22 protein-coding genes and 1 pseudogene are annotated in these 22,383 nt (G+C 47.1%); 4 read left to right on the top strand and 19 right to left on the bottom strand.

The features are described from left to right. Positions 1-581: 581 nt before the first annotated feature. A complete protein-coding gene (gene mqnE, locus EDC32_RS00680) occupies positions 582-1,685 on the top strand; it encodes an aminofutalosine synthase MqnE (protein ID WP_132219619.1) in 1,104 nt (367 codons plus the stop codon). A gap of 53 nt (positions 1,686-1,738) precedes the next feature. Here the strand turns inward: mqnE and EDC32_RS00675 are convergent, their stop codons facing one another. The 10 genes and pseudogenes from EDC32_RS00675 to cysK form a co-directional block, all read right to left on the bottom strand. Then, complete coding sequence (locus tag EDC32_RS00675; RefSeq protein WP_022737814.1) at positions 1,739-1,978, bottom strand: YuzB family protein; 240 nt, start codon at positions 1,976-1,978, stop codon at positions 1,739-1,741. Positions 1,979-2,111: 133 nt separating this feature from the next. Next, positions 2,112-2,732 carry a hypothetical protein gene (locus tag EDC32_RS00670; RefSeq protein WP_132219618.1) on the bottom strand — a complete coding sequence of 207 codons (621 nt, stop codon included), beginning with the start codon at positions 2,730-2,732 and terminating at the stop codon, positions 2,112-2,114. A 28-nt stretch (positions 2,733-2,760) separates the two neighbouring features. Further along, positions 2,761-4,152 (bottom strand): gamma-glutamyltransferase family protein, encoded by a 1,392-nt coding sequence (locus EDC32_RS00665; protein ID WP_246026864.1) that lies wholly within the window; start codon positions 4,150-4,152, stop codon positions 2,761-2,763. A gap of 34 nt (positions 4,153-4,186) precedes the next feature. Continuing rightward, positions 4,187-4,399: a hypothetical protein gene (locus tag EDC32_RS00660; protein ID WP_132219616.1), complete on the bottom strand. Its 213-nt coding sequence runs from the start codon at positions 4,397-4,399 to the stop codon at positions 4,187-4,189. A 32-nt stretch (positions 4,400-4,431) separates the two neighbouring features. Beyond that, positions 4,432-5,601, bottom strand: coding sequence for a CapA family protein (locus EDC32_RS00655; protein ID WP_132219615.1), 1,170 nt, complete (start codon positions 5,599-5,601; stop codon positions 4,432-4,434). 12 nt (positions 5,602-5,613) lie between these two features. Further along, positions 5,614-6,075 carry a poly-gamma-glutamate biosynthesis protein PgsC gene (pgsC, locus tag EDC32_RS00650; RefSeq protein ID WP_022737811.1) on the bottom strand — a complete coding sequence of 154 codons (462 nt, stop codon included), beginning with the start codon at positions 6,073-6,075 and terminating at the stop codon, positions 5,614-5,616. Positions 6,076-6,193: 118 nt separating this feature from the next. Next, positions 6,194-7,336 (bottom strand): annotated as a pseudogene (pgsB, locus tag EDC32_RS00645) (poly-gamma-glutamate synthase PgsB); the annotation flags it as partial. Between the two features lie 320 nt (positions 7,337-7,656). Beyond that, positions 7,657-7,977: a YuzD family protein gene (locus EDC32_RS00640; RefSeq protein ID WP_132219613.1), complete on the bottom strand. Its 321-nt coding sequence runs from the start codon at positions 7,975-7,977 to the stop codon at positions 7,657-7,659. Between the two features lie 26 nt (positions 7,978-8,003). Continuing rightward, positions 8,004-9,137: a bifunctional cystathionine gamma-lyase/homocysteine desulfhydrase gene (locus EDC32_RS00635; protein WP_132219612.1), complete on the bottom strand. Its 1,134-nt coding sequence runs from the start codon at positions 9,135-9,137 to the stop codon at positions 8,004-8,006. Position 9,138: 1 nt separating this feature from the next. Continuing rightward, entirely contained in the window at positions 9,139-10,068 is a 930-nt protein-coding gene (cysK, locus tag EDC32_RS00630) for a cysteine synthase A (RefSeq protein ID WP_132219611.1), read from the bottom strand. Positions 10,069-10,422: 354 nt separating this feature from the next. On the opposite strand from cysK, the gene EDC32_RS00625 reads away from it, so the two are divergent. Both EDC32_RS00625 and EDC32_RS00620 read left to right on the top strand, forming a co-directional pair. Continuing rightward, positions 10,423-10,653, top strand: coding sequence for a NifU family protein (locus tag EDC32_RS00625; RefSeq protein WP_022737806.1), 231 nt, complete (start codon positions 10,423-10,425; stop codon positions 10,651-10,653). Positions 10,654-10,862: 209 nt separating this feature from the next. Beyond that, positions 10,863-12,107 (top strand): Nramp family divalent metal transporter, encoded by a 1,245-nt coding sequence (locus EDC32_RS00620; RefSeq protein ID WP_132219609.1) that lies wholly within the window; start codon positions 10,863-10,865, stop codon positions 12,105-12,107. Between the two features lie 132 nt (positions 12,108-12,239). Here EDC32_RS00620 and EDC32_RS00615 read toward each other — a convergent pair whose 3' ends face one another. The 8 genes from EDC32_RS00615 to EDC32_RS00580 all read right to left on the bottom strand — a co-directional run bounded on the left by EDC32_RS00615 (position 12,240) and on the right by EDC32_RS00580 (position 20,935). Further along, entirely contained in the window at positions 12,240-12,617 is a 378-nt protein-coding gene (locus tag EDC32_RS00615) for a hypothetical protein (RefSeq protein WP_132219608.1), read from the bottom strand. A gap of 62 nt (positions 12,618-12,679) precedes the next feature. Further along, entirely contained in the window at positions 12,680-13,063 is a 384-nt protein-coding gene (locus EDC32_RS00610; RefSeq protein ID WP_132219607.1) for a hypothetical protein, read from the bottom strand. Between the two features lie 276 nt (positions 13,064-13,339). After that, positions 13,340-14,308 (bottom strand): ABC transporter ATP-binding protein, encoded by a 969-nt coding sequence (locus tag EDC32_RS00605; RefSeq protein ID WP_102991571.1) that lies wholly within the window; start codon positions 14,306-14,308, stop codon positions 13,340-13,342. Between the two features lies 1 nt (position 14,309). After that, a complete protein-coding gene (locus EDC32_RS00600; protein WP_132219606.1) occupies positions 14,310-15,326 on the bottom strand; it encodes an ABC transporter ATP-binding protein in 1,017 nt (338 codons plus the stop codon). Positions 15,327-15,340: 14 nt separating this feature from the next. Continuing rightward, complete coding sequence (locus EDC32_RS00595) at positions 15,341-16,267, bottom strand: ABC transporter permease (protein WP_132219605.1); 927 nt, start codon at positions 16,265-16,267, stop codon at positions 15,341-15,343. A gap of 7 nt (positions 16,268-16,274) precedes the next feature. Further along, positions 16,275-17,204, bottom strand: coding sequence for an ABC transporter permease (locus EDC32_RS00590; protein ID WP_022737800.1), 930 nt, complete (start codon positions 17,202-17,204; stop codon positions 16,275-16,277). A 99-nt stretch (positions 17,205-17,303) separates the two neighbouring features. After that, the gene (locus EDC32_RS00585; RefSeq protein WP_132219604.1) at positions 17,304-18,929 is read right to left on the bottom strand and encodes a peptide ABC transporter substrate-binding protein; all 1,626 of its coding nucleotides are present in this window, start codon (positions 18,927-18,929) and stop codon (positions 17,304-17,306) included. A gap of 365 nt (positions 18,930-19,294) precedes the next feature. Continuing rightward, on the bottom strand, positions 19,295-20,935 hold the full coding sequence (locus EDC32_RS00580) for a peptide ABC transporter substrate-binding protein (RefSeq protein WP_132219603.1): 1,641 nt from the start codon (positions 20,933-20,935) through the stop codon (positions 19,295-19,297). 286 nt (positions 20,936-21,221) lie between these two features. Here EDC32_RS00580 and EDC32_RS00575 point away from each other — a divergent pair, with 286 nt between their 5' ends. Next, positions 21,222-21,590 (top strand): DUF3899 domain-containing protein, encoded by a 369-nt coding sequence (locus EDC32_RS00575; protein WP_132219602.1) that lies wholly within the window; start codon positions 21,222-21,224, stop codon positions 21,588-21,590. Here EDC32_RS00575 and EDC32_RS00570 read toward each other — a convergent pair. Further along, positions 21,587-21,826, bottom strand: coding sequence for a YuzB family protein (locus tag EDC32_RS00570; protein ID WP_158283161.1), 240 nt, complete (start codon positions 21,824-21,826; stop codon positions 21,587-21,589). The two genes, EDC32_RS00575 and EDC32_RS00570, sit on opposite strands and share 4 nt — an antisense overlap. Positions 21,827-22,383 lie beyond the last annotated feature (557 nt).

The following is a 22,383-nucleotide window of genomic DNA, read 5'->3' as shown; positions in this document are numbered from 1 at the left end:
GGAACTGACAAAAAGCAGAACATTAGATGTTCATTTTACAAATTGTTTGATTAAACTTACCATTTAGACAACATGTTGTCAAGGAGACCGACAGGGCAAAACGGCATTTTTACCAATTTGTAAAAAAATGTCAACATTTATTCGCTCTTTGTTCGCAGTCAGAGGCATGCGCACCCATTTCTTGCTTCTGCTTCTATCCACCAGTCGGCATGCCCGACAAGCATTTCGACATGACCCCCGATTTTTTCCGCTTATTTTCAGCACTCAGTCTTTGTGTTAGAATGGATAGGGGAAATTGCAACCAATTATTTAGGCAATCGAAATAAAGAGGACGGGAGTTGCCAAGCGCATGTAAAGCTTTACGCATTCATGTGCAATTTTTCACAGTTGAGGGTTGCCCATTTCAGTTGCATTTCGGCTCATGACACACGCTAAGACAGGCGCCCGTGCAAAAAAGTCGCATAGATCGCAAAAGCAGCATGCCTTCCATATGTCGATATGATAAGGTGGAATCATCCTGATTGAATGGGACAATAAAAGCTTAAATCCAAAAAGAAGCGGTTTTGGAAGGAGGACATTGCATGTCACTCACGATCACCCCTACGGACAAAAACTTGATTCCTATCGTGGAAAAGGTACAGCATGGAGAACGCCTGACCCTTGAAGACGGGTTGACACTGTACCAATCACCCGATTTGCTCACCATCGGCCAATTGGCTAATGAAGTGAATTTAAAACGGAATGGCGACAAAGTGTACTTCATTCAAAATATGTACATCAACCCAACCAATGTCTGCGAAGCCAAATGTGCATTTTGCGGCTTTCGGCGCGATCCCGGCGCTGAGGGCGCTTACACCATGTCTGCTGATGAAATCTTGGAATATGTAGGCACCCGTTACACACAAGGAATTCGCGAATTCCATATTGTCGGCGGTCACAATCACACCGTTCCGTTTGACTATTACTTGGAGACCATCTCCATTTTGAAGAAACATTATCCTCATGTCACCATCAAAGCGTACACCTCTGCCGAAATTGAGTTTTTCTCACGTCTGACCGGCCGTTCTTACGAAGATGTTCTCAAAGAGCTGATCGATGCCGGTTTGGACACCATGCCGGGAGGCGGCGCCGAAATCTTGACTGAGCGCTATCGGCTCAAAATGAGCCCGGATAAAGCCAGCACCGACCAATGGCTGGAAATTCACGGTATCGCCCACCGCTTGGGGTTGAAAACCCATGCCACGATGCTGTACGGCTCGATTGAAACCTTGGAGGAACGCCTGATTCACATGTTGCGTGTCCGCGAACTGCAAGATCAGACCGGTGGATTTATGGTCTTTATTCCGCTCGCCATGCAACCGCGCAGTGTCAACGCCTCGATCAAGCGTCGCACTTCCGCCATGGACGACATGCGCACCATCGCCATCAGCCGTCTGATGCTGGACAACTTCCCGCATATCAAAGCGTACTTCATCAACATCGGTACCCAATTGGCTCAGCTGTCAATGCATTTTGGCTCTTCTGATTTGCACGGCACGCTGGTGGAAGAACGCATCAGCCATGCAGCAGGGGCACTGACACAACAAGCGCTCACCCGTGATGAACTCGTCTGGCTGATCCAAGGAGCTAATCGCACTGCCGTGGAACGCGATACGTTCTACAATGAAATCAAAGTCTATGAATGATGCAAAAAGGGTACGGAGCATTTAAACTCCGTACCCTTTTTACGTTTTCGCGTTTAATAACGTACTTCCATCTCATCGATGGCTTCTTTGATCTTGCGGTACAGGTCATCCCCCGTCCCAGCCGCAACCACTTCTCCGTTCACCAAGGCATAAGGCCCTTGGGCACAAATGCCACAATTCCCCAAACAACCATACTCCAGCACATCGATGCCGGGGTCTTGCTCCAATTTATTCTTTACTTCAAGCACTTCCGGCGTAAGGTTGTTTATACAAAACTCCACCAAAGGAATCATCTATCTTCACTCCAATAATATGCTTCACTACATATAAAACATTATACACGTCTTCCTTCACTTTCCCAACAACCCCGCTAGATAGGGCAAATGACAAGAAGCTCCCGAGCACCAAGTACCCGAGAGCTTCTTATTACGGCTGGTTCGGTTGTGTGCCAGCCGGCGCGTTGGCAGGCTGTTGACCAGGAGGGGTCACGCCAGCCTTCGCGTCTTCCTTAATCAGTTTCACGCCGAGATCTTTCATCACCTGAATGGTCTTCGCATTACTCCATTGCCGTTCTTCGGTAATCTCGTTTGTAAACACCAGCGTCGCCAAGTCATCCAAGATATCGTGCCCCAATCGCTTGTTAATCTGCTTGCGCGACTCTGCCAGATCAGCCTGCAATGATTGTAAAAATGCTTGGTGCGCGATGTCCCCTTTATACATAGGCTTGTTGAGAATCGCTTGGATCTTGTTGAATTCACGAGCGGGGTTAGCCAATCTTTCCCCCCATGCTGGACCGAAGACATAATAATGGGAGTGCTCATGTAGCAATTCAAGCGATGTAGCGATTTGGTCGAAATCTTGCTTTAAAAAAACCCCATCTTTTTTATTATTGTTAAGTAGCGTTCCTTTAACCAACTCTTGGCGATAGCGATCAATCGCCTGTTTCTCTTCTGCACTTAGCACCTCGACCCGCCGAAAATCAATCAAAATGTACATGATGAACCCAATCACAAGAAATGGGGTGAGAATGCTGATTAACCGTTTCATCTTCCGTCATGCCTCCACAAAAATTCCATTAGTCTGAGAAGCGGAACGCTCCATCACGCCGGCTATCAAATCCTCCTTCGATCGTGTTTTGGCTCCGGTTCACCCGAATCCCCTGCACGCCGCCGTAGAACAAGTTAGCCGGTTTCAGCACGATCGTATACCCTTTTCGTTTCAATTCCGTCTCTACTTCCGGCGGCAAGGCTCTCTCCACATAGATGACATTTCCTTCAACGATGAAACGCGGTTGGTTGATTGCCGTTTGCATCGGCATATCATACTCTAACAGCCGCAAAATTACTTCCGTCAATACCGGTGTGATTCTTCTCCCCCCGGCACTACCGATCCCAAGCACTGGCCGATCGTTCTTGGTGAAGATGGTCGGCGCCGTATAACTGATCGGCTTTTTGCCCAATTGGGCCCGGTTGGGCGAACCTGACAGGATACTGAAGTTTTTCAGCTGGTTGTTAAGGAAAAATCCGTCCACATAAATACCCGAACCGAAGAAGTTACTGAGCGTGTTGGTAACCGAGACCATCATCCCTTTTTTATCAACAACCACAAAATGGGTCGTGTTGTCATGATCCTCTTTATCAGCCATCGAATCGACCACTTGTTTGTATTGGAGGGAGATGCGTTCATTGTTGATGTCGGCGGACAAGCGTTTAATATAATCTTTGCTCAACATATCTTCCACCGGGACATTGATAAAATTGGGATCACCAATGTTTCTCATGCGCGCCCCTTGTACACGCTTTTCCGTTTCTCCGAGCAAATGGATAAAATCAGCCGACAGGTCTTTGGTCTTTTCGACATTGATCTGGTCGGCGATGAACAGGGATTCCGCCAACATCAACCCTCCGCTCGGCGGTGGGGTTGTCACCATTTCAAAACCATTATACTTCACTTTTAACGGTTCTTTTTTCGCCGCTTGGTAACGTTTTAAGTCACTTGCCTTGACACCCTTCGACGCGAGTTCAATATCCTTGGCGATAATGCCACTGTAAAAAGCATTGGCACCGTTGGTTTGAATCGCTTTTAATGTCGCAGCTAACTCTTTTTGTTGCAACAATTGCTTAGGTTGAATCGGTTTGCCATCCGGATAAAAGTGGGGCAACTGCTTCACATTCATGCGAAATTGGGCATCCCGCAACCGACCGCTTAACAACGCCGTCACCTCAAACCCGCGTTCTGCCAGTTCGACGGAAGGCTGGATCAAGCGATCCATCGGTATCGACCCATATTCTTTGTGCGCCAGTTCCATCCCTTTGACAAACCCGGGCACGCCTACACCGTTGGCAGGAATCAACCCGGTGTACGGGGCAGTTTCCCGGTAATCGATCACGATTGGCTTCTGTTTCTTGCTGTACGGATGAATCAACATCGTACCGCCCCCTCCGATACCAGAACCAAACGGTTCCACCACGCCCAACGCGTAGCCGACGGCGATCGCAGCATCAACGGCGTTGCCCCCCTTGTTCCAGCACTTTCATCCCCACATTTACCGCTTCCGGATGGGCAGCGGCGACACCATACTTATAATTTTTTTGAGTGGGGATCGTTTGTTCAAACACCTTGGGGTTATACTTATTTCCTTCATACACATAAGCAAATATCATTCCTACCACAACTAGGATGGAAAGAAGGATATGCATGTTTTTATTGCTCACGTTTCTCTCCCTTCCCCTCTTTTCCTGCTGCCTCATTTGCCTGCAGGCGGTCTTCCTTTACCAGACAGCGGAATGATCCGGGATATGTAATCCCCTTCGCGTGTCCATGTCTGGTTCCATTTATCACTGTACATGAATTCCTCTGTCAATTGATTGAAGATTTTCTCACGCCGGTACACATTCGACCAACCAGTCAGCGGACGGGGTTGCCCTTCGCGAATCACCATGGGGTGAAGTTCCAACTTGGCTTTTTTTCCGCCTTGCAAAAGTTTGTATTGGACCAGCACACTTTCTCGGGTGCGGGACCAACCTTGGTCAAACACAAAATTGCCGAGACTGTATAAAATCACGCCTTGTTTATACACTTCCACCGGTTCCAACACATGAGGGTGGTGCCCGACCACCACATCTGCGCCGGCATCCACCAAAGCGCGGGCCAAGCCTTGTTGACGCGGATGATAGCCGCTGTCATACTCCAAGCCCCAATGCATATGCACCAAAACAAGGTCTGCATTGCTTTTCGCTTTGGCCACCAGAGGAAAAAACACATCCGGGTCCGCCGGTGCAATGCCCGAACGGTCTTTTCGTGCCCGATAATCCCTAGGAATGATATCAGAAAAACCCAATACGGCCACTTTGATGCCATTGACGGTTTGATATGAGATACGGCTCGCCTCTTTCAAATCACGTCCAGCGCCCACCGTATCAATATCTTGCCCGTCAAACGCTCTTAATGTATCCAACAATCCCTGTTTTCCATAGTCCTTAATATGGTTGTTGGCCAAATTGACCGAAGAAAATTTGGCTTTTTTCAATGCGTTGACCGCTTCCGGCTTCGTGTTGAGATGAATCTGCACATCTGCTTCCGGATATCCTTCGCGGTTGGTGATGGGGTTTTCAAAATTCCCTGTCACATAGTCAGATGCCGCAAAATACGGCTTCACGTATTTGAGCAGATGGTCATAACCAAACCGCGGAACGATGGCATAGCCGACATACCGGCCAAACATGATATCCCCAACCATGGAGATGGTCAGTACGCTATTGGGATCTTTTTTCACTGACACTTCTTGAGGCCTGTCGGTAGCGTTCAATACGCTGATCAACACCACCGTGAAAACCGTCGCGATCACGGTGTGAACGGTGGCTTTTTTCTTTTGTTTCTTGATGTATCGTTGCAGTTTTTGCCTCCAGGTCAACATTTCTTTCACTTCCTAGAACAATTGATAAACAAACATGATCAGGAACGTGCATCCACTGAGTAGCAATGTGCTGCCCACTGTCGGAACCAATCCCTGCCGTTGGATGGTGTTGGCGATCAGCCCCGGAACAATGATTCCAATCCCGCGAAACTCTTGCATTTCAAAAGGCACATAAGGAACAACCATCGGAGCGAACAAGTCAAAAATCAGTTTCAATCCGATCCCTACCATGAGCATCGCAGCAAATTTGCGGCGGCCATATAAGATGGTGAACCGCGCCACCACTTTCGTCACAATCAAATACGTCAAAAAGCTGATGAGCAATACCGTTCCAACAAAGATGGGCTGATCGAACACGAGGCCCATGTACCCCGGCACGATCAAGCCCGCAGGCACGACGCCCACTTTTTCTGCATATAGCAGGCTGAGAACAACGCCGATAATCAAAGAAATGTATAAGTCTGAACCGAACAACGAAATCTTCCTCCTAGCTGACAATTTGCGCAACTTTGACCTTTTTCCCGAGGGATTCTTTCTTTTTATAAGCCCGGTTTCGCTCTTCTTTCGCTTGCTGATTCATGTGCTCAAAAATCTCGCACAACGGTTCGGCGGAACCGTGAATATTGCCAACTCCGTACACCATCCGATTTTGCAGCTTCGGCTTGATAGCCTTCATGATCGCTTCCGTCGGTTGGTCTTCCAAATCTAACAATGTGTTGCATTTAATGAGACCTGCCTGATAGGCATCCACAATCGGTTGCGTCGTTTGGCCGATCACCACCAACGTATCGATCTGCATATGCGGCAACACATCTCTAGCAAACTGTTCTGTGCGATCCACCCGGTCCGGACGGCAATTCATCACCACAATGGGATCTTGCGTCGGATAGCCCAGCATTTTAACCCGCTCCCAGATATTCAAGGTGGAAGCCGCGTCATTAGCCGCGAATCCATTCACAAAGTAAGAGGGTGTGTCACTATGTTCCAATGGCAGAATCCGCATGGCACCCGGGTCGGGATGCGCATTGAGCATGCCACGGAATGCCGTTTCTTCATCAATTCCCACCGCTTCTGCAACTGCTAGCGCCAAAGCGGCGTTCTCAGGAAAAACCATGTAATCAAATTGACGTAAAAATTTCTCGGAAATACGGGAGTTATCGGCAACATGTACTTGTGTTTTACGTTGCCTTGCCACACGTTTGAAAAAAGGAACATACGGCCCATCTGAGACGATCAAGTGGCCATTGTATGGGATGGTGGCTGTAAAGGCGTCAGCCACTTCGCGCAGGGTAGGTCCCATCACATCCATGTGGTCCTCCAGCACATTCACGATCACCCCAACATTGGCTTGTAACATCTCTTCTTGGAAAATGATCTGATAGTCAGGATTGACCGCCATACATTCACTCACCAGACAGTTGGCTCCCATCCGGGCCGTTTCAGCCACCACCACTTTTTGCTCGCGAATGTTGGGGCCTTCCAACCGTCTTTTGATCGGCTTCTCTTCATCCTTGTACCAATAAATCATACGCGCCGCCGTTCCTGTCGTCTTGCCGACCGCTCGGTATCCTGCCTCCACCATCACCCCGGTGATCAGGCGCGTAACGGTTGATTTACCGCGAATTCCGTTGATGTTGATACGTAGCGGAATCGAATCAATATTCTTCTGGTGTTTTCGCTTTTCCCAAATTCCTAAAAATAAAAGAATGCCCATAAATATGGGGATGAGCCACATACTTCTCATCTCCTATTCAAGAGTTAATCAATCCGTAGTGCACCACAACATCTTATATAATAAAGAATTCTAAAAGAGTTGCTACATCTAAAATTTGTCTACATCATGAATCTCCTGCTATATAAAGGAATAACAACCTATCCTACCTGTATTTCTTTATTCGGAGCAATAATAAATTTTGAATCCATCAATATTTACCATAAAAACAATATCATTAATCAAGACTAATGGTTGGAGCGCATTACAAAGAGGAGCTCACCTCCAACTATGGTTGACAATAAAAAAAGCTCTGGCCTGATGCCAGAACTTTTTCTGCGGGTTCAACTTAACTGCTTTACCCCCACACGCTCGATTTTTTGACAGATTTCTTTCAATTTGGGATTTCCTTCCGCTACAATCTCTCCTTCGATGACGACCACCGGATACCAGAGATCCTCATCCAGCACCCGTTTGGCAAACGCCACCGTTTCCGCCGAGCCAACCGGTTCATGGATATCCACGTAGTGCACATCCACTTGTTCACCGTATTTCCTTTTTAATGCCGCTTCCAGCCAAGACGATGTCTCTTTGGCTGAAGGGAAATTGACGCAACTGGGGCAAATCTGCTCAGCGCCATACACAAATACGGTTATCGTTTTCATTGATGTCAACTCTTTCCCCTGGAAGATTAGGATAAAGCCTGTTCCAAATCCATCAACAAATCTTCTCCATCTTCCACACCCACAGAGATGCGGATCAATCCATCGGTGATCCCCAGCTCACGCCGCCGTTCGGCAGGAATGGAAGCATGCGTCATCCGCGCAGGCACGGAAATCAAACTCTCGATCGCTCCCAAGCTTTCAGCTAACACAAAATAACGCGTTTTTTCCATGACTTGGTCAGCCAGTTCCGCACTGCCGACGTCAAAGGAGACGATCCCCCCGAAGCCTCGGGCCTGTTTAGCCGCCACTTCATGCCCTGGATGCTGAGCGAGGCCGGGATAGTACACTTTTTGCACGCGGTCATGCTCACTTAGCCATGTTGCCAGCATGTGGGCGTTTCGTTCATGTTGCTTCATCCGCAAGCCAAGGGTGCGAATCCCGCGCATCAATAGCCATGAATCTTGCGGGCCGAGAATGCCACCAATCGAATTTTGCAGAAAATGCAGTTCTTCCCCCAATTGGGCGTCTTTGGTCACAATGATGCCGGCTACCACATCGCTGTGGCCACCCAAATACTTGGTGGCACTGTGAATTACCACGTCAGCTCCCAAGTCGAGCGGGTTTTGCCAATAGGGGGTGAGGAACGTGTTGTCCACGGCCAACAAAGCACCCGCTTCCCGCGCAATATGCGACAATGCTTCAATATCGCTCACTTTAAGGAGAGGATTACTGGGGGTTTCCATATAAATCGCTTTTGTATTGGGCTTTAGTGCCGCGCGGACGGCATCCGGATCGCTGGTGTCCACGAAGGTAACATTGAGACCCATCCGGTTGAAGACACGGCTGATCACCCGGTACGTTCCCCCGTACACATCGTCACCCACAATCAAGTGGTCGCCGGTGTTAAAGAGAGACAGGAAAGTGGAGATCGCCGCCATGCCTGACGAGAAAGCCAAGCCTCTCGCTCCGTTTTCCAGATCAGCGATCAGCGTCTCCAAAGCAGCCCGAGTGGGGTTTCCTGTGCGCGAGTACTCATAACCCGCATGTTCTCCCACTCTTTTTTGTTTGTAGGTCGACACTTGATAGATCGGCACACTCACCGCGCCTGTGTGAGGGTCGCCGAAGACACCACCATGAATCATTTTTGTATCCAACTTCATCTCATACACCGCCTTGGTAAATTTTTTTGCTGAGATAGCGTTCACTGCTGTCAGGAAAGACCGTGACGATTCGAGTTCCTTCCGGTGCCTTTGCCGCCAAACTTAACGCCGCATAGCACGCCGCACCGGAAGAGCTGCCGACCAGCAATCCCTCTTTCGCGGCCAATTCCTTCACCAGCCGAAACGCGTCTTCATCTGATACAGTGACCACTTCATCTATCATATTCCAATCAAAATACTCAGGAAACATCTCCATTCCAATTCCTTCGGTTTTATGTGGTCCAGGCTCCCCACCAGCAATGATTGAACCCTCCGGCTCCACAATCACCGTTTGAATGTCCGGGTTTTTCTCCTTCAGATAGCGTGCCACTCCCATAAACGTACCCGAAGAACCCGCCCCGGCGACGAAGATGTCGATTTTGCCATCCATCTGCTCCCAGATCTCCGGCCCTGTTGTTTCATAATGCGTCTGTGGGTTGGCGGGATTGGTAAATTGTTGAGGGCAATAAGCCCCGGGAATCTCTTTCGTTAATTCCAGCGCTTTGTTCATCGCTCCGATCATGCCCTCAGCGGTCGGGGTGTTAACCACTTCCGCACCCAGCGCACGCATCAGCTCCTGCTTCTCCTCCGAAAACTTCTCCGGCACGACAAAAATGACGCGATAACCAGTGCCCACTGCTGCCAAGGCCAAGCCGATGCCTGTGTTTCCCGCTGTTGGCTCAATGATCGTACCACCCGGCTTGAGCCGTCCGCTCCGTTCCCCATCCCGGATCAGGCCCATGCCCAAGCGGTCTTTGACACTGCCTCCAGGATTAAAATACTCCAGTTTGGCATACAGCTCGACCCCTTTGGCCAACCCCATGCGATGCAAACGGATCATCGGTGTGTGGCCAATCAACTCTCTAATATCGTCAACAATCTTTTTTTTCATAGGAGTTGCCCCTTTAACCATATGATACAGAAAGAGGGTGGATCGATTTATCACGACACGCGGGCCAGCCCAGGCATGGGGAGCATTTCAGCTGTTAAGCCGAAGCCAGGCTGCAAGCGCGCCGGTCAATCCCCTTCTTCCATACATTGTCATCCTCATAATATATAGGACGATATACTCATCTTAACAAGAAATATGTCAACTAAAAAGACTTCGACACATCCCGTTTTGTCACGACAAACAAAGGCATGCCAAATGGACATTGATTTTGTTGAGAAAGTAACCTACAATGAATGTGATTCACCTGCTTTATTGAGTGAACCCATCTCTGTGGGAAAGGGGTTGTTTGTTACCATGAACGTACAAGAGCGTGTACAAGAAGTATTAGATAAATTGCGTCCGTACATTCAGCGCGACGGCGGTGACGTGGAATTAGTGGAAATTTCCGATGATGGCATCGTTCGCGTTCGACTGCTTGGCGCTTGCGGCAGCTGCCCAAGCTCGACAATCACGCTGAAAGCCGGCATTGAGCGCGCGTTGATGGAAGAAATTCCAGAAGTGCGCGAAGTTGAACAAGTTCTCTAAGACCAAAAACCCTCTACGCGTTAGAGGGGTTTTTCTTATTTTACAGAAAAAGGAAGAAAATTGATAGGTATTATTTGAAATCAGACGTTTTTCCGAATAGTGAGTTTAACAGTGGGTGCCCGTTTGCTACAATGAGATAAAAGTCCCTGTGAAAGGCAAAATTGTCGGTCACATTTTTCCACAACTCAGATCATTAGGAGGGACATTCCATGCATGAACCACTTCCCCCTTCCTCATTGAAGGACAAACTGCCCTTACTCGGTCCCGGACTGATTGCGGCCGCCACCGGTGTAGGCGCGGGCGACCTGATCGCCGCTCTCGTTGCCGGAACGAATTATGGCGTTGCCTTCATCTGGGCAATTCTGCTAGGTTCCCTGTTGAAATACACGCTAAATGAAGGGGTTGGTCGCTACCATTTGGTCACAGGGCAAACGCTTTTGCAGGGTTGGCGCACCCTTGGCCGCTGGACGCTCGTATATTTCGGTGCTTACCTCATGATATGGGGCTTCATCTATGGCGCTGCTGGCCCCACCTCCACCGCTCTGGCTGCGACGGCGATGTTTCCACAACTATCGCTCAACACATGGGCCATCGTGCACAGCTTGCTTGCGTTCGTCCTCATCTTTCTAGGCCGTTATCAATTGTTTGAACGAGTGATGACCGCTTTGACTGGGTTGATGTTTGTAACCGTGGTTGGATCGGCAGTGCTGATCTTCCCCGATTGGACAAAAATCTTTTCAGGTCTCATTCCTAACGCTCCCGATGGTTCTTTTATCTTTGTACTCGGTCTGATCGGCGGGGTGGGCGGTTCCATCACCATGGCCTCTTATGGCTACTGGATCAAAGAAAAACGCTGGTCCAGCCCGGCTTGGCTGTCAGTCATGCGTCTCGATTCGGGCTTAGCCTATGCGTTGACGGCCATTTTCACCTTGTCGTTACTTATTGTGGGTGCAGAATTCCTCTATGGCTCCGGCATCGTCATCCAAGATGAAAAAGGGCTGATCACCTTGGCCCGGATGTTGGGCGACAAGTTTGGCACTCCCGTTCGCTGGTTGTTCCTGCTGGGCTTTTGGTCCGCATCTTTCACATCCGTGCTAGGGGTGTGGAATGGCGTCTCCTACCTTTTTGCCGACTGGATGCGCCAAATTAAACGTGAACCGGACACCACTCCGATCAGCACCACCTCACCCACTTACCGCTTTTATGTCGCTTGGCTCACCTTTCCGCCGATGCTCTTGCTTTTCTGGGGCAAACCCGTCAGTCTCGTCATTCTATACGGTGTGCTAGGGGCCCTGTTCATGCCTTTTCTAGCCATCACACTCTTGTTCCTGCTCAACGCCAAGCAGATGGACGATGCTTATCGCAATCGTTGGCTAACCAATCTGATGTTGTGGGTAGGAATCCTCCTGTTCGCAATCTTGGCAATCAAAGAATGCTTAGAGCTCTTTCAGTGATCTTCATCAGTTAGGAGGAGTGAATCACCTAGTTTATTACAAAAAAATGTCGGCAAAGTCTGCAATCAAACAAACTTTGCCGACAAGCAAAACACCTGAAGGAGTATGATCGGTAACTCTTAATCGATTGATTTAGTATGATCCTTTACAAGAAACCCCTCCACGTGCTCCAGATATTTGAGTCCAAATAAATACCCTGTAAACAGATGAACTGTTGGCAGGAGTTCTTATCGTTACTTTGGTATTCTTTGACAATGAAGGTTGTTCAGGTGTTTGATAAAGAGCGTTTTTCCATTCACCATTCTGTTTCACTTCTACTCTAGCAAATCCTTTACCTAATTCGTTAGTAATGGTACATGCTAAGTATGGATAAGCAGTAGTTACCTCTGAAGAACCCCAATGATCCCACTGTACAAGATCATAATTCCAACCAACTGCCAATGCTGAAGTAGGTACTAGCGCAACCCAAAAAGCAACGAGCATAAGTAAAACAAATCTTTTCTTTTTCATACTAACCTCCATGAATTTTTATATAAAAGCTCTCGTGTCGATTCATACGAAACTGGAAAAAATCACTTTGATGTTGGTAGCGTATTACTACCATAACACCTTACTTTTCCACTGACTGCTCCATTTAATCCTACACTAATATAAACGCGATATTTTGTACTTGAGCTACTAGCTGGCGCTGACAATATTTGTGGCCAGGAATATAAATCTTCTCCTGGCAAAACATTTATCCAAGATCCACCTGTATCCTTTTGCAGATATGCTGTTGCATATCCATATTTTGTAGGAGTAATCTCGAAATTAATATATTTGTAACTGGTTGTACAACTGCTAGTTCCCCACCTAGTCCCTTCTGCAAGATTATACACCCAGCCTTCAGCTGAAGCAGAAAAAGGTAACGCAATAACAGACAAAAACATGGTCAGTAGATACAAGCATTTTTTCAATCTTCAACCCCTCCTTAGTAATATATTTCGAATACCAAATTAAACATTTTCATTATAAACAAATAACTTAATATTATCAATAGTTGTATAATTTTCAATTTATTACACGAATTAATTTTTATATTATATAATGGTAACTAATTAGTTTAAATGTTCTATTAAAAAGGTAATGAAACATTGGATGCTTAGGCTTGTATTTACTGCTATTTAAATTTAAGTCTATCACCATTCCAGATAAACAAAGCCCGGACCTTAAAAGGTCCAGGCTTCAACAGATCATTCGTTATATAAATGGCATGCGACAAAGTGGTTCGGTTTCGCTTCTTTCCACTCTGGTACCGCCGTGGCGCAGATGTCCATCGCTTTGGGACAACGTGTACGGAAACGGCAACCGCTCGGCGGGTTGATGGGACTTGGTACATCCCCTTCCAAAATAATGCGTTCCCGCGTTTTGGCCACTTCTGGATCAGGAATTGGCACCGCCGACAACAATGCCTCGGTGTAAGGGTGCAACGGTTCATCATAGAGTGCGTCACTATCCGCCAATTCAACCATGCTACCCAAGTACATCACGCCGACGCGGTCTGAAATGTATTTCACCATCGACAAATCATGCGCAATAAAGAGGTAGGTTAACCCTTTTTCTTTTTGCAGACGGCGCATCAGATTGACCACTTGCGCTTGGATCGATACATCCAACGCGGAGATCGGTTCGTCGGCGATGATAAAGTCCGGTTCTACCGCCAATGCACGGGCAATTCCGATCCGCTGGCGCTGGCCGCCGCTAAACTCATGCGGAAACCGTTCGGCATGATCGGCATTCAAACCGACTGTTTCCAACAGCTCTACCACCCGTTTGCGGCGCTCTTCCCCTGTCGCCAAACCATGGATGTCGATACCCTCGGCGATGATGTCCAACACATTCATCCGCGGGTTGAGGGACGCGTATGGATCTTGGAAAATCATCTGCATTTCGCGGTTGAATTTCTTTAGCTCCGGGCCTTTTAAGTCATTCACATTGACACCTTTGAAAGTGACGCTACCAGACGTCGGATTGTACAATCTGATCAAGGTTCGGCCGATGGTCGATTTGCCGCATCCCGATTCTCCCACCAAGCCAAGTGTTTCGCCACGGTAGATATCAAAGCTGACCCCGTCGACCGCTTTGACGATTTGGCCGCCGCCCACATCAAAATGCTTTTTGAGTTCTTTAACGGACAAGATCACTTCTTTGTTTTTACTCATCTTACTCCCCTCCTACTGCAGCCGTTGGCGGTTTGACTTCGGGCGCCATCGGATGTTGTAACCAACATGCCACCTGGTGTGTGGAAGACACCTCATCCAGCTCGGGCATTTCTTGCGTGCAAATACTCATCGCATGTTGGCACCGGGCCGCAAAAGGGCATCCTTTGGGTGGGTCAAGCAAGTTGGGCGGCGTCCCCATAATCGGCAGCAATTCTTGGTCGCGGGACAAGTCCAAACGCGGCATGGAACCCAACAATCCCCACGTGTATGGATGTTTTGGTTGGTAGAAAATCTCTTCCAGTTTGCCGCTTTCCACTACTTTGCCCGCATACATGACAACAACACGGTCGGCGATATCCGCCACCACCCCGAGATCATGGGTGATCAGGATAATGGAAGTACCCGTTTTCTCTTGCAGTGCTTTCATCAAGTCAATGATTTGCGCTTGAATCGTCACATCCAGCGCCGTTGTCGGTTCGTCCGCGATCAATACCTTCGGTTGGCAAGCCAACGCAATCGCGATCATGGCCCGTTGCCTCATCCCACCGGAAAATTGGTGTGGGTATTGATCCAATCGTGATTCAGGCGAAGGGATCCCTACCAGGCGCAACATTTCAATCGCTTTTTCCCGCGCCGTCTTTTTGTCCAGCTTCTGGTGTTTGATCAGCCCTTCCATGATCTGCGTGCCGATCGTCAACGTCGGGTTTAAGGAGGTCATCGGATCTTGGAAAATCATCGAAATCTCCGACCCCCGGATTTTCTCCATCTGCTTTTCTGACGCTTTGGTCAAATCAGTGCCTTCAAAAATGATTTCCCCCTGTTTGATTACCCCCGGTGGATTGGGGATTAGCCGCATAATCGTCTGCGACGTCACACTCTTACCGCAACCAGACTCACCTACAATCGCGATGGTTTCTCCTTTGTCCAAATGGAAATCAACGCCGCGAACCGCTTTGACTTCCCCTTTGTATGTTTTAAAAGACACATGCAAGTCTTTGACTTCCAAAATTTTGCTCATTATCGATTCCCCCCCTATTTCCGCATTCTTGGATCTAGTGCGTCTCTCAATCCATCACCCAATAGGTTAAACGACAAAATGATGATGGACAGAACCACCGACGGGTAGATCAATTGATATGGGAAAATCTGTAGATACGTAGACGCATCGTTAATCAGTACACCCAAACTCGCTTCTGGTGGGCGAATCCCCAATCCGATAAAGGCCAAAAAGGCTTCAAAGAAAATCGCGGATGGGATTGCAAAGGTAACAGCGATAATAATGGGGCCCATCACGTTGGGAATCAGGTGTTTCAGCAAGATTCGCGCATGGCTCGCTCCCAAAGTGCGCGCCGCCAACACGTATTCTTGTGATTTCAGTTTCATCACCTGCGCCCGCACCACGCGTGCCATTGGCACCCAACCGGTAATCGCCATCGCGATCGCTACGGGGACAATGCCCGGATCAAAAATTAATAACATCAGAATGATCACAATCAGGTTTGGGATAGAGTACATGACTTCAAGAATCCGCTGCATGATCATATCTACGCGGCCACCAAAGTAACCGGATATTCCTCCAAATGTGACCCCGATCACCACATCCAAAAATGCCGCCAGGAAAGCAATGGTCAAAGAGATTTTCGCCCCGTACCACACGCGTTGCCATATATCGCGGCCTAAGTGATCCGTTCCAAAATAATGGTCCGAAAAACTTTCTTTGTTCGCGACTTCCAGCATTTGCGTTTGCCAGTCATAGTCATTGGCCAATGGACCAAAAATAGCTAATAACAAGGTAAGGACAATCAAGGACAATCCCAGCACCGCACCGAGGTTGGAGCGGAAGCGGCCCCATACATCTTGCCAATAGCCGACCGGCTTTCTCGATAAAGCGTCTTGTTCTTTTTTTTCTATCTGCGCCGGTTTAAACAAATCAGGACTCAAATTTTTTGCCTTTTCCATCTTCCAATCACTCCTTTGCCCCAGAAATGCGAATGCGCGGATCAATTAATCCGTACAGCAGGTCCACCAAGAAAATGACAATGATGATAAGTGCACTATAGAAAACGGTCACACCCATAATCATGGTGTAGTCATTTTGTTGAATCGATTGCACGAAGAATTTGCCCAAACCAGGCAAGGCGAAGATTTGCTCGATGACGAGAGATCCGGTGATGATGTTCACCGCAAGCGGTCCGAGTACGGTCACCGCAGGAATCAACGCGTTGCGCAATGCATGGCGGATAATGACGGTTGAGCGATTCAGCCCTTTCGCTTTCGCCGTTTTCATGTAGTCTTGATCCAACACTTCCACCATTTCCGTGCGGACATAACGGGAGATCTGAGCAATAACCCCGAATGAAAGCGCTAACGACGGGAGAATGGACGATTCGTATGATTCCCATAAGCCAGGCGGCAACCACTGCAACTTCACGCCGACAAAATAAGATAAAAATCCACCCATAACAAAGCTGGGGACGGACACACCGAGTACGGCAACAATAATAGCCGCGTTGTCAACCAGCTTGCCTCGGTTCAATCCGGCAATCGTGCCAAGCAACAAACCAATCAACGTCCCGAAGATCACCGCTTGTGATCCCACAAATGCAGATACAGGAAACCCTTGAGCAATAAATTCGACTACTTCGCGGCCATCAAGTGTCATTGATTTGCCCAAATCACCTTGAAGGAGATTGCCCATAAACTTTACATATTGCACAGGCAGCGGATCTTTTAACCCATATTGTTCCAAAATTTGCTCTCTGACTTGTGGCGGGATTTTTTCTTCATTTTTCAGAGGAGTTCCCGGCAACAGATGCATGATAAAGAAGGTAATGGTAATGATTAACCACAACGTGACAACCATGTAACCTAAGCGTTTTAACGTATACCTTAGCACGCAACTCACATCCTTTCGTCAATCTTCAATAAGCAAGGATGAAGGTATATGTCCGTATGCGGACATATACCTTCGTTCATTCAAACCATTCGCGCGCAATTATTTCTTGCCCTCAATGGACACCTCTTTGAGGCTGTATTGAGCACCAATGACGCGCCATGGCCAGTTTTTCACATAATCCTTTTTCAAGCCCAATTGGTTACGGAAGTACAACATCGCAATACCCGTTTCGTCCATCAGGATTTTTTCCGCTTGCTTCAGTTGTTCCAAGCGCTCCTCGTAGTTTTCATTCACTGTGGCCTCTCTGATCAGTTTGTCATACTCATCGTTTTTCCATTTACCACGGTTGTAGCTTTCATCCGATTTCATGATGGTCAGGTATGTGAGCGGATCGTTGTAATCCGCGCCCCAACCACCAATCACGATATCGAACTTACCGTTTTTACCGCGGTTCAAGCGCTCTTTGAAGGTAACGGAAGCGATTTCCACATTGACACCCAAGTTCACACGGAATTGCTCTTTAAAGAACTCGGCTTGACGCTTTGCCTTGGTGGTGTCATCTGTCAGCAATTCAACCGTCGGAGCTTTGTCCATACCGATTTCTTTCAATCCCTCGGCCAAGAGTTGTTTTGCTTTTGCCGGATCAAACGGGAAGTCGTATTTCACAATGTCACGGTATTTCTTATCCGGAGTAGCGTAGATTGCAGAATGCACAAAGCCACTTGGCAAAGTAGAACCGTTTTGCAAGACGCTGTCAATCAGTTTTTGACGATCGATCGCTAAGCTGAAAGCTTGGCGAATTTTTTGGTTTTTGAAGAACTCTTTTTCTCTTTGGTTGAACTCAAGGTACCAAACGCTAGACTCTTCAATAACAAATTTTTCTTTGCTACTTTTGTACTTATCTAAGAATTCTGCACCCAAATAGGCGAAGTCCGTTTTGCCTGTTTCATACAAGTTGATCGCTTGCGCGCTGTCTTTCACGATATTGACGTTGACGGTGTTCAACTTCACATTTGCTTTGTCCCAGTACAAATCGTTTTTCTTATATTGGAAGCTCTTTTCGTGTTTCCAGTCAGACAGGACAAAGGCGCCGTTGTACACCATATTCTTCGCTTCCAACGCATATTTGTCGCCATACTTCTCAACGATGTCTTGGCGTTGCGGCAGGAAGGTCGGGAATGTTAAGAGAGCTTTAAAGTATGGGATCGCCGTTTTCAGCTTCACTTCCAGTGTTTTGTCGTCGAGGGCTTTCACGCCGACATCTTCCACTTTCGCTTTGCCGGTGTTGTATTCTTCAGCGTTTTCAAGTACGTACATCATTTGCACATACTCGGAAGCCGTTTTGGGATCCAGCACACGCTTCCAAGAATATTCAAAGTCCTTGGCGGTGACTGGCTTGCCATCGCTCCACTTCGCGTCGCGGATCTTGAAGGTCCAAGTTTTTTGGTCATCGCTTACTTTCGGCTCTTCAGCAGCCATAGCTAACACCGGTTGATCCTTGCCATCTGCTCGGTACAAACCTTCCAAGACGTTATCCAAAATGGTAAAGGATACGGAGTCAGTCGCTTTTGCACTGTCCAAGCTTGGCGGCTCTTGCAATTCGATCAAGTTAAGCGTTTGCCCGTCATCTGATCCGCTATTGCTTCCAAAGTTACAAGCAGATAAGACCAATGATAGCGCGAGCAACACTGCGAATACCGACGAGAACTTAAATCCCTTGCTCATTCAATTGCCCCCTTTTTTTATGATTAAAAAAATATATAGTTTAGACCAAAGCGGTCTTAAACCCTAAATTTGGAAAAAAGTAAAAAAAATAAAAAGGTTTCACACAATTCGTTAGTGAGAGTCGCTCATCTATGTAGATTGCGCCACATTCACGAACATAAGTACCCTTAAATTTCGAACAATTCCATCTCCTGCATTAACTTGCGAATCCACCACATAATTATATTTAACTCATAATTCATGTATTTGTAAAGAGTTATGTTTTGGGAAAATACATGGAAGCATGTCAATAGCAAAAGGCGGATTCTATTAATAGAATCCGCCTTTTGCTATTGACAAAACCGAAAAGTACTAGTAAAACGGGCCTATTTCTTGTCTTTAACAATATACGCCCATTTCAATGTATAACTTGCACCAGTCGCGTGACGATATAAGTCTCTCACCTTAGGTTTCTGGATATACGCCTTTGATGCATAAAACAGAGGAACAAATCCAGCTTGCCCTTCACCTTGCACATCTGTAAGAATTTTTTCAGCCTCAAGTAAGATTTTAAATTGTTGCTTGGCGTCTGTCGTATTCTTGGCCTGCTCAATCAACTGGTCATATTTCGCGTTTTTAAATCCAGAAAAGTTCATTGGGTTATTTGACTGCCAAATCTCAAAATGGCTGATCGGATCATCATAATCCGCAGTCCAGGTCAGCATCCCCATATCATAATCGCCACGGCTTAAGCGATCTACATGAATTTTCCACGTAGGTGCGTCCAGTTTGATGTCCCAGTCCAATTTTTTTCTGAGCTGATCTTTGATATTCACGGCAACATCCCGTTTGGCGGTCGAGTCATAACTAACCATGACCACATCGTTCGGCGGAGCAGAAAGATTCAATTCACTCAGCCCTTGTTTAAACAGCTCTTTTGCTTTTGCCACATCCGGTTTGACGACTTCCCCGTTGACGCGGAATGAATTAATCCCTTCACCCGACAACGTCGGAGGAATCAGCGCTCCAGCCGGTAAAGAACCGTCTTTCATGATTTGCACCATTTCTTCACGGTCCAGTGCAAGCGTAATCGCTTTGCGGATCTTTTCATTCTTGAAAAAAGGATGCTTTTGGTTCAGCATGATAAATACGGTCGAAGCCTCTTTAACTTCTAAGTAGTCAGGCGTTTGCTTGAAGGCGTCCACAAAAGCTTGGTTCAATAAAGCGGTGTCCAATTGGTTGGAATTGTACAAGTTAATGCCTTGTGCCACATCTTTGACGATGTGGATGTCCACTTTGGTCAAGCTGACAGCGTTCTTATCCAAGTATTTCTCATTTTTGACCAATTCGACTTTTTGCTGAGTCCAACTGGATACGACAAATGGCCCGTTATAAACCATGTATTCCGGTTTGAGGCCATATTTATCTTTATATTTTTCAACAATGTCTTTTCGCTGAGGCAGGTATTCCACATGTGTTGTCATATTGATAAAGTTAAGCGTGGGTTTTTCGAGTGTAACGACCAGCGTACGATCATCTTTCGCTTTCACGCCCACTTCATCAGCACTTGCTTGGCCACTATTGAATCGCTCGGCATTTTTGATCGGGAACAAGATATATGCGTATTCCGATTTGGTTTTCGGATCCAGTGCCCGCTTCCACCCATATTCAAAGTCATATGCTGTAACGGGCTTGCCGTCGCTCCACTTGGCATCTTCATGAAGATAAAACGTGTACACCTTTTTGTCTTCACTGATATCGTAGCTGGTTGCCATTCCCTCTTCCGGTTTTTTCTCTTTGCCCAAACGCATGAGCCCTTCTTGCACATTGTTCAACACGCTCATGGTCGGTACGTCTTTTGCTTGCGTGCTGTCCAGCGTGGTCAACTCACCGGTGTCACTCAAGCGCAAGGTCTGATTATCACTTAGAGAAGAACCTTTTTGTTGATTGTTGCTCACGCCGCATCCGGCAAAGATCACACTGGCGGAGAGGATCATTCCCAAAATCCCATTCCATTTTTTCCACATCAGCGCTAAGCCCCCCTTTATCAAACGAGGGCATGTCAGGTGAATAGGCTAGCAGGTCCAACACTGTTTTTTCACCGCTTCTACTCACTAACTTCAATTGCCAAACATGCCCTAGCTGGTTAAATCTTGTCAGATTATTACGTTAACTATGGGAATAACTCGTTTTTGACTTGTATATTATAAATGAATCAGTTGTAATAGGAAAGATTATATTCTAATAATAAATGTTGAACCTCATATGTTTCACAGTTCATTCATACTTCAGCGATGACAAAGGAGAATCACATTGCGAGTAAATAATCCATTTATTCTAACACTGATCGGGATTGTCCTGGGTTTGGGATTGCTGAGATTCACAGCACAAACGGAGCGTATGGCCTGGATTGACCATGCCTTCTTGCTGGGCGTCGGCTGGCTCATCGTGTCTGCCTCGCTGTTCGTGATACGCGGTGGATTTTTCCAATCGTTTGCGACCAATTTCAAAAAGTTCAACAGCTGGCTTTTTCCAGCCGGCTCAAGTGACATACATCGCGAAAAAGAGATCACGGTTGGCCGAAATGAACCACAGGCCTGGATGCCAATCGCAATCGCCGTATCCATGATGCTCGGGATCTTTTTTATCGGGCTCTCCCTGCTTTTGCTTTATACTGTCTAATTCTGATCAGAGATCCGATCAATGATGTTGGCAAGCAATTCCTCTGACGTGGCGCCTTCCACCACTTCTTTGTTCACCAAAGCGAAGAAAGTGTTGGCGCATCGGCCGCAATATCCCAAACAGGCTTCGGCGCGCATGGTCATATTGGGGTATTGCCGGCCTTTTAATTGATTGTACGCATCAATGGCCCCGTCAAGCAAATTGGCTGTACAAAATGCGACGGTCACGGTATTCATCTGATTCCCTCTTTTCTTTTGGGCAAAAAACCCTTTACTTTTGACCATGTTTAACCCAACGCACCTAGTTGAATATACCTATTTTTCTAATCATTTAATAATTATCAAATATATATTTTAATTTTAGGCAGTTTGAATAAATATACATGCACCTCAAGTTTAGTCAAAGAGTGACAACTTCTCTTTTTGACAATTATGCGAACAAAATAGTGTGCTTTTTTAGTGCGTTGGCCACTTTTATTCTTTCACCAGATGAAGTTTCCTTCGATTGGCACGTCAAATCAGGGCATGTCCAGCAGTAGAAAGACCACGTTTCTCAGTGCTTATCGGAGGAGGTTTTTCCACCGCCTTAAATGTGTTAACAAAAGCTCAGACATGCCCCAAGCGACCTGTCCAACCCAGGGCGTGTCTGGTGAATCAAGATACCGGAAAGAAGCGGCGGAAAAACCTTTTCTCGAGGCGCGCCGTGCACAAGTGAAAATAAATGGAGCCGCCGGCCTATGCATCAGACACGCGCTGGCAGAAATGGAAAACCGATTATGAAGATTTAGACAGCT

The sequence above is a fragment of the Laceyella sacchari genome, from assembly GCF_004343255.1.
Lineage (GTDB): Bacteria > Bacillota > Bacilli > Thermoactinomycetales > Thermoactinomycetaceae > Laceyella > Laceyella sacchari.
The sequence above is the reverse complement of the archived record's forward strand: the minus strand, read 5'-3'. Positions and strand labels throughout refer to the sequence as shown.

Excerpts from the sequence above, each read along its gene's own strand:
- mqnE (WP_132219619.1), top strand. The coding sequence starts at position 582 with ATGTCACTCACGATCACCCCTACGGACAAAAACTTGATTCCTATCGTG.
- EDC32_RS00675 (WP_022737814.1), bottom strand. The coding sequence starts at position 1,978 with ATGATTCCTTTGGTGGAGTTTTGTATAAACAACCTTACGCCGGAAGTG.
- EDC32_RS00670 (WP_132219618.1), bottom strand. The coding sequence starts at position 2,732 with ATGAAACGGTTAATCAGCATTCTCACCCCATTTCTTGTGATTGGGTTC.
- EDC32_RS00655 (WP_132219615.1), bottom strand. The coding sequence starts at position 5,601 with ATGTTGACCTGGAGGCAAAAACTGCAACGATACATCAAGAAACAAAAG.
- EDC32_RS00640 (WP_132219613.1), bottom strand. The coding sequence starts at position 7,977 with ATGAAAACGATAACCGTATTTGTGTATGGCGCTGAGCAGATTTGCCCC.
- EDC32_RS00635 (WP_132219612.1), bottom strand. The coding sequence starts at position 9,137 with ATGAAGTTGGATACAAAAATGATTCATGGTGGTGTCTTCGGCGACCCT.
- cysK (WP_132219611.1), bottom strand. The coding sequence starts at position 10,068 with ATGAAAAAAAAGATTGTTGACGATATTAGAGAGTTGATTGGCCACACA.
- EDC32_RS00625 (WP_022737806.1), top strand. The coding sequence starts at position 10,423 with ATGAACGTACAAGAGCGTGTACAAGAAGTATTAGATAAATTGCGTCCG.
- EDC32_RS00620 (WP_132219609.1), top strand. The coding sequence starts at position 10,863 with ATGCATGAACCACTTCCCCCTTCCTCATTGAAGGACAAACTGCCCTTA.
- EDC32_RS00615 (WP_132219608.1), bottom strand. The coding sequence starts at position 12,617 with ATGAAAAAGAAAAGATTTGTTTTACTTATGCTCGTTGCTTTTTGGGTT.
- EDC32_RS00605 (WP_102991571.1), bottom strand. The coding sequence starts at position 14,308 with ATGAGTAAAAACAAAGAAGTGATCTTGTCCGTTAAAGAACTCAAAAAG.
- EDC32_RS00600 (WP_132219606.1), bottom strand. The coding sequence starts at position 15,326 with ATGAGCAAAATTTTGGAAGTCAAAGACTTGCATGTGTCTTTTAAAACA.
- EDC32_RS00595 (WP_132219605.1), bottom strand. The coding sequence starts at position 16,267 with ATGGAAAAGGCAAAAAATTTGAGTCCTGATTTGTTTAAACCGGCGCAG.
- EDC32_RS00585 (WP_132219604.1), bottom strand. The coding sequence starts at position 18,929 with ATGAGCAAGGGATTTAAGTTCTCGTCGGTATTCGCAGTGTTGCTCGCG.
- EDC32_RS00580 (WP_132219603.1), bottom strand. The coding sequence starts at position 20,935 with ATGTGGAAAAAATGGAATGGGATTTTGGGAATGATCCTCTCCGCCAGT.
- EDC32_RS00570 (WP_158283161.1), bottom strand. The coding sequence starts at position 21,826 with ATGAATACCGTGACCGTCGCATTTTGTACAGCCAATTTGCTTGACGGG.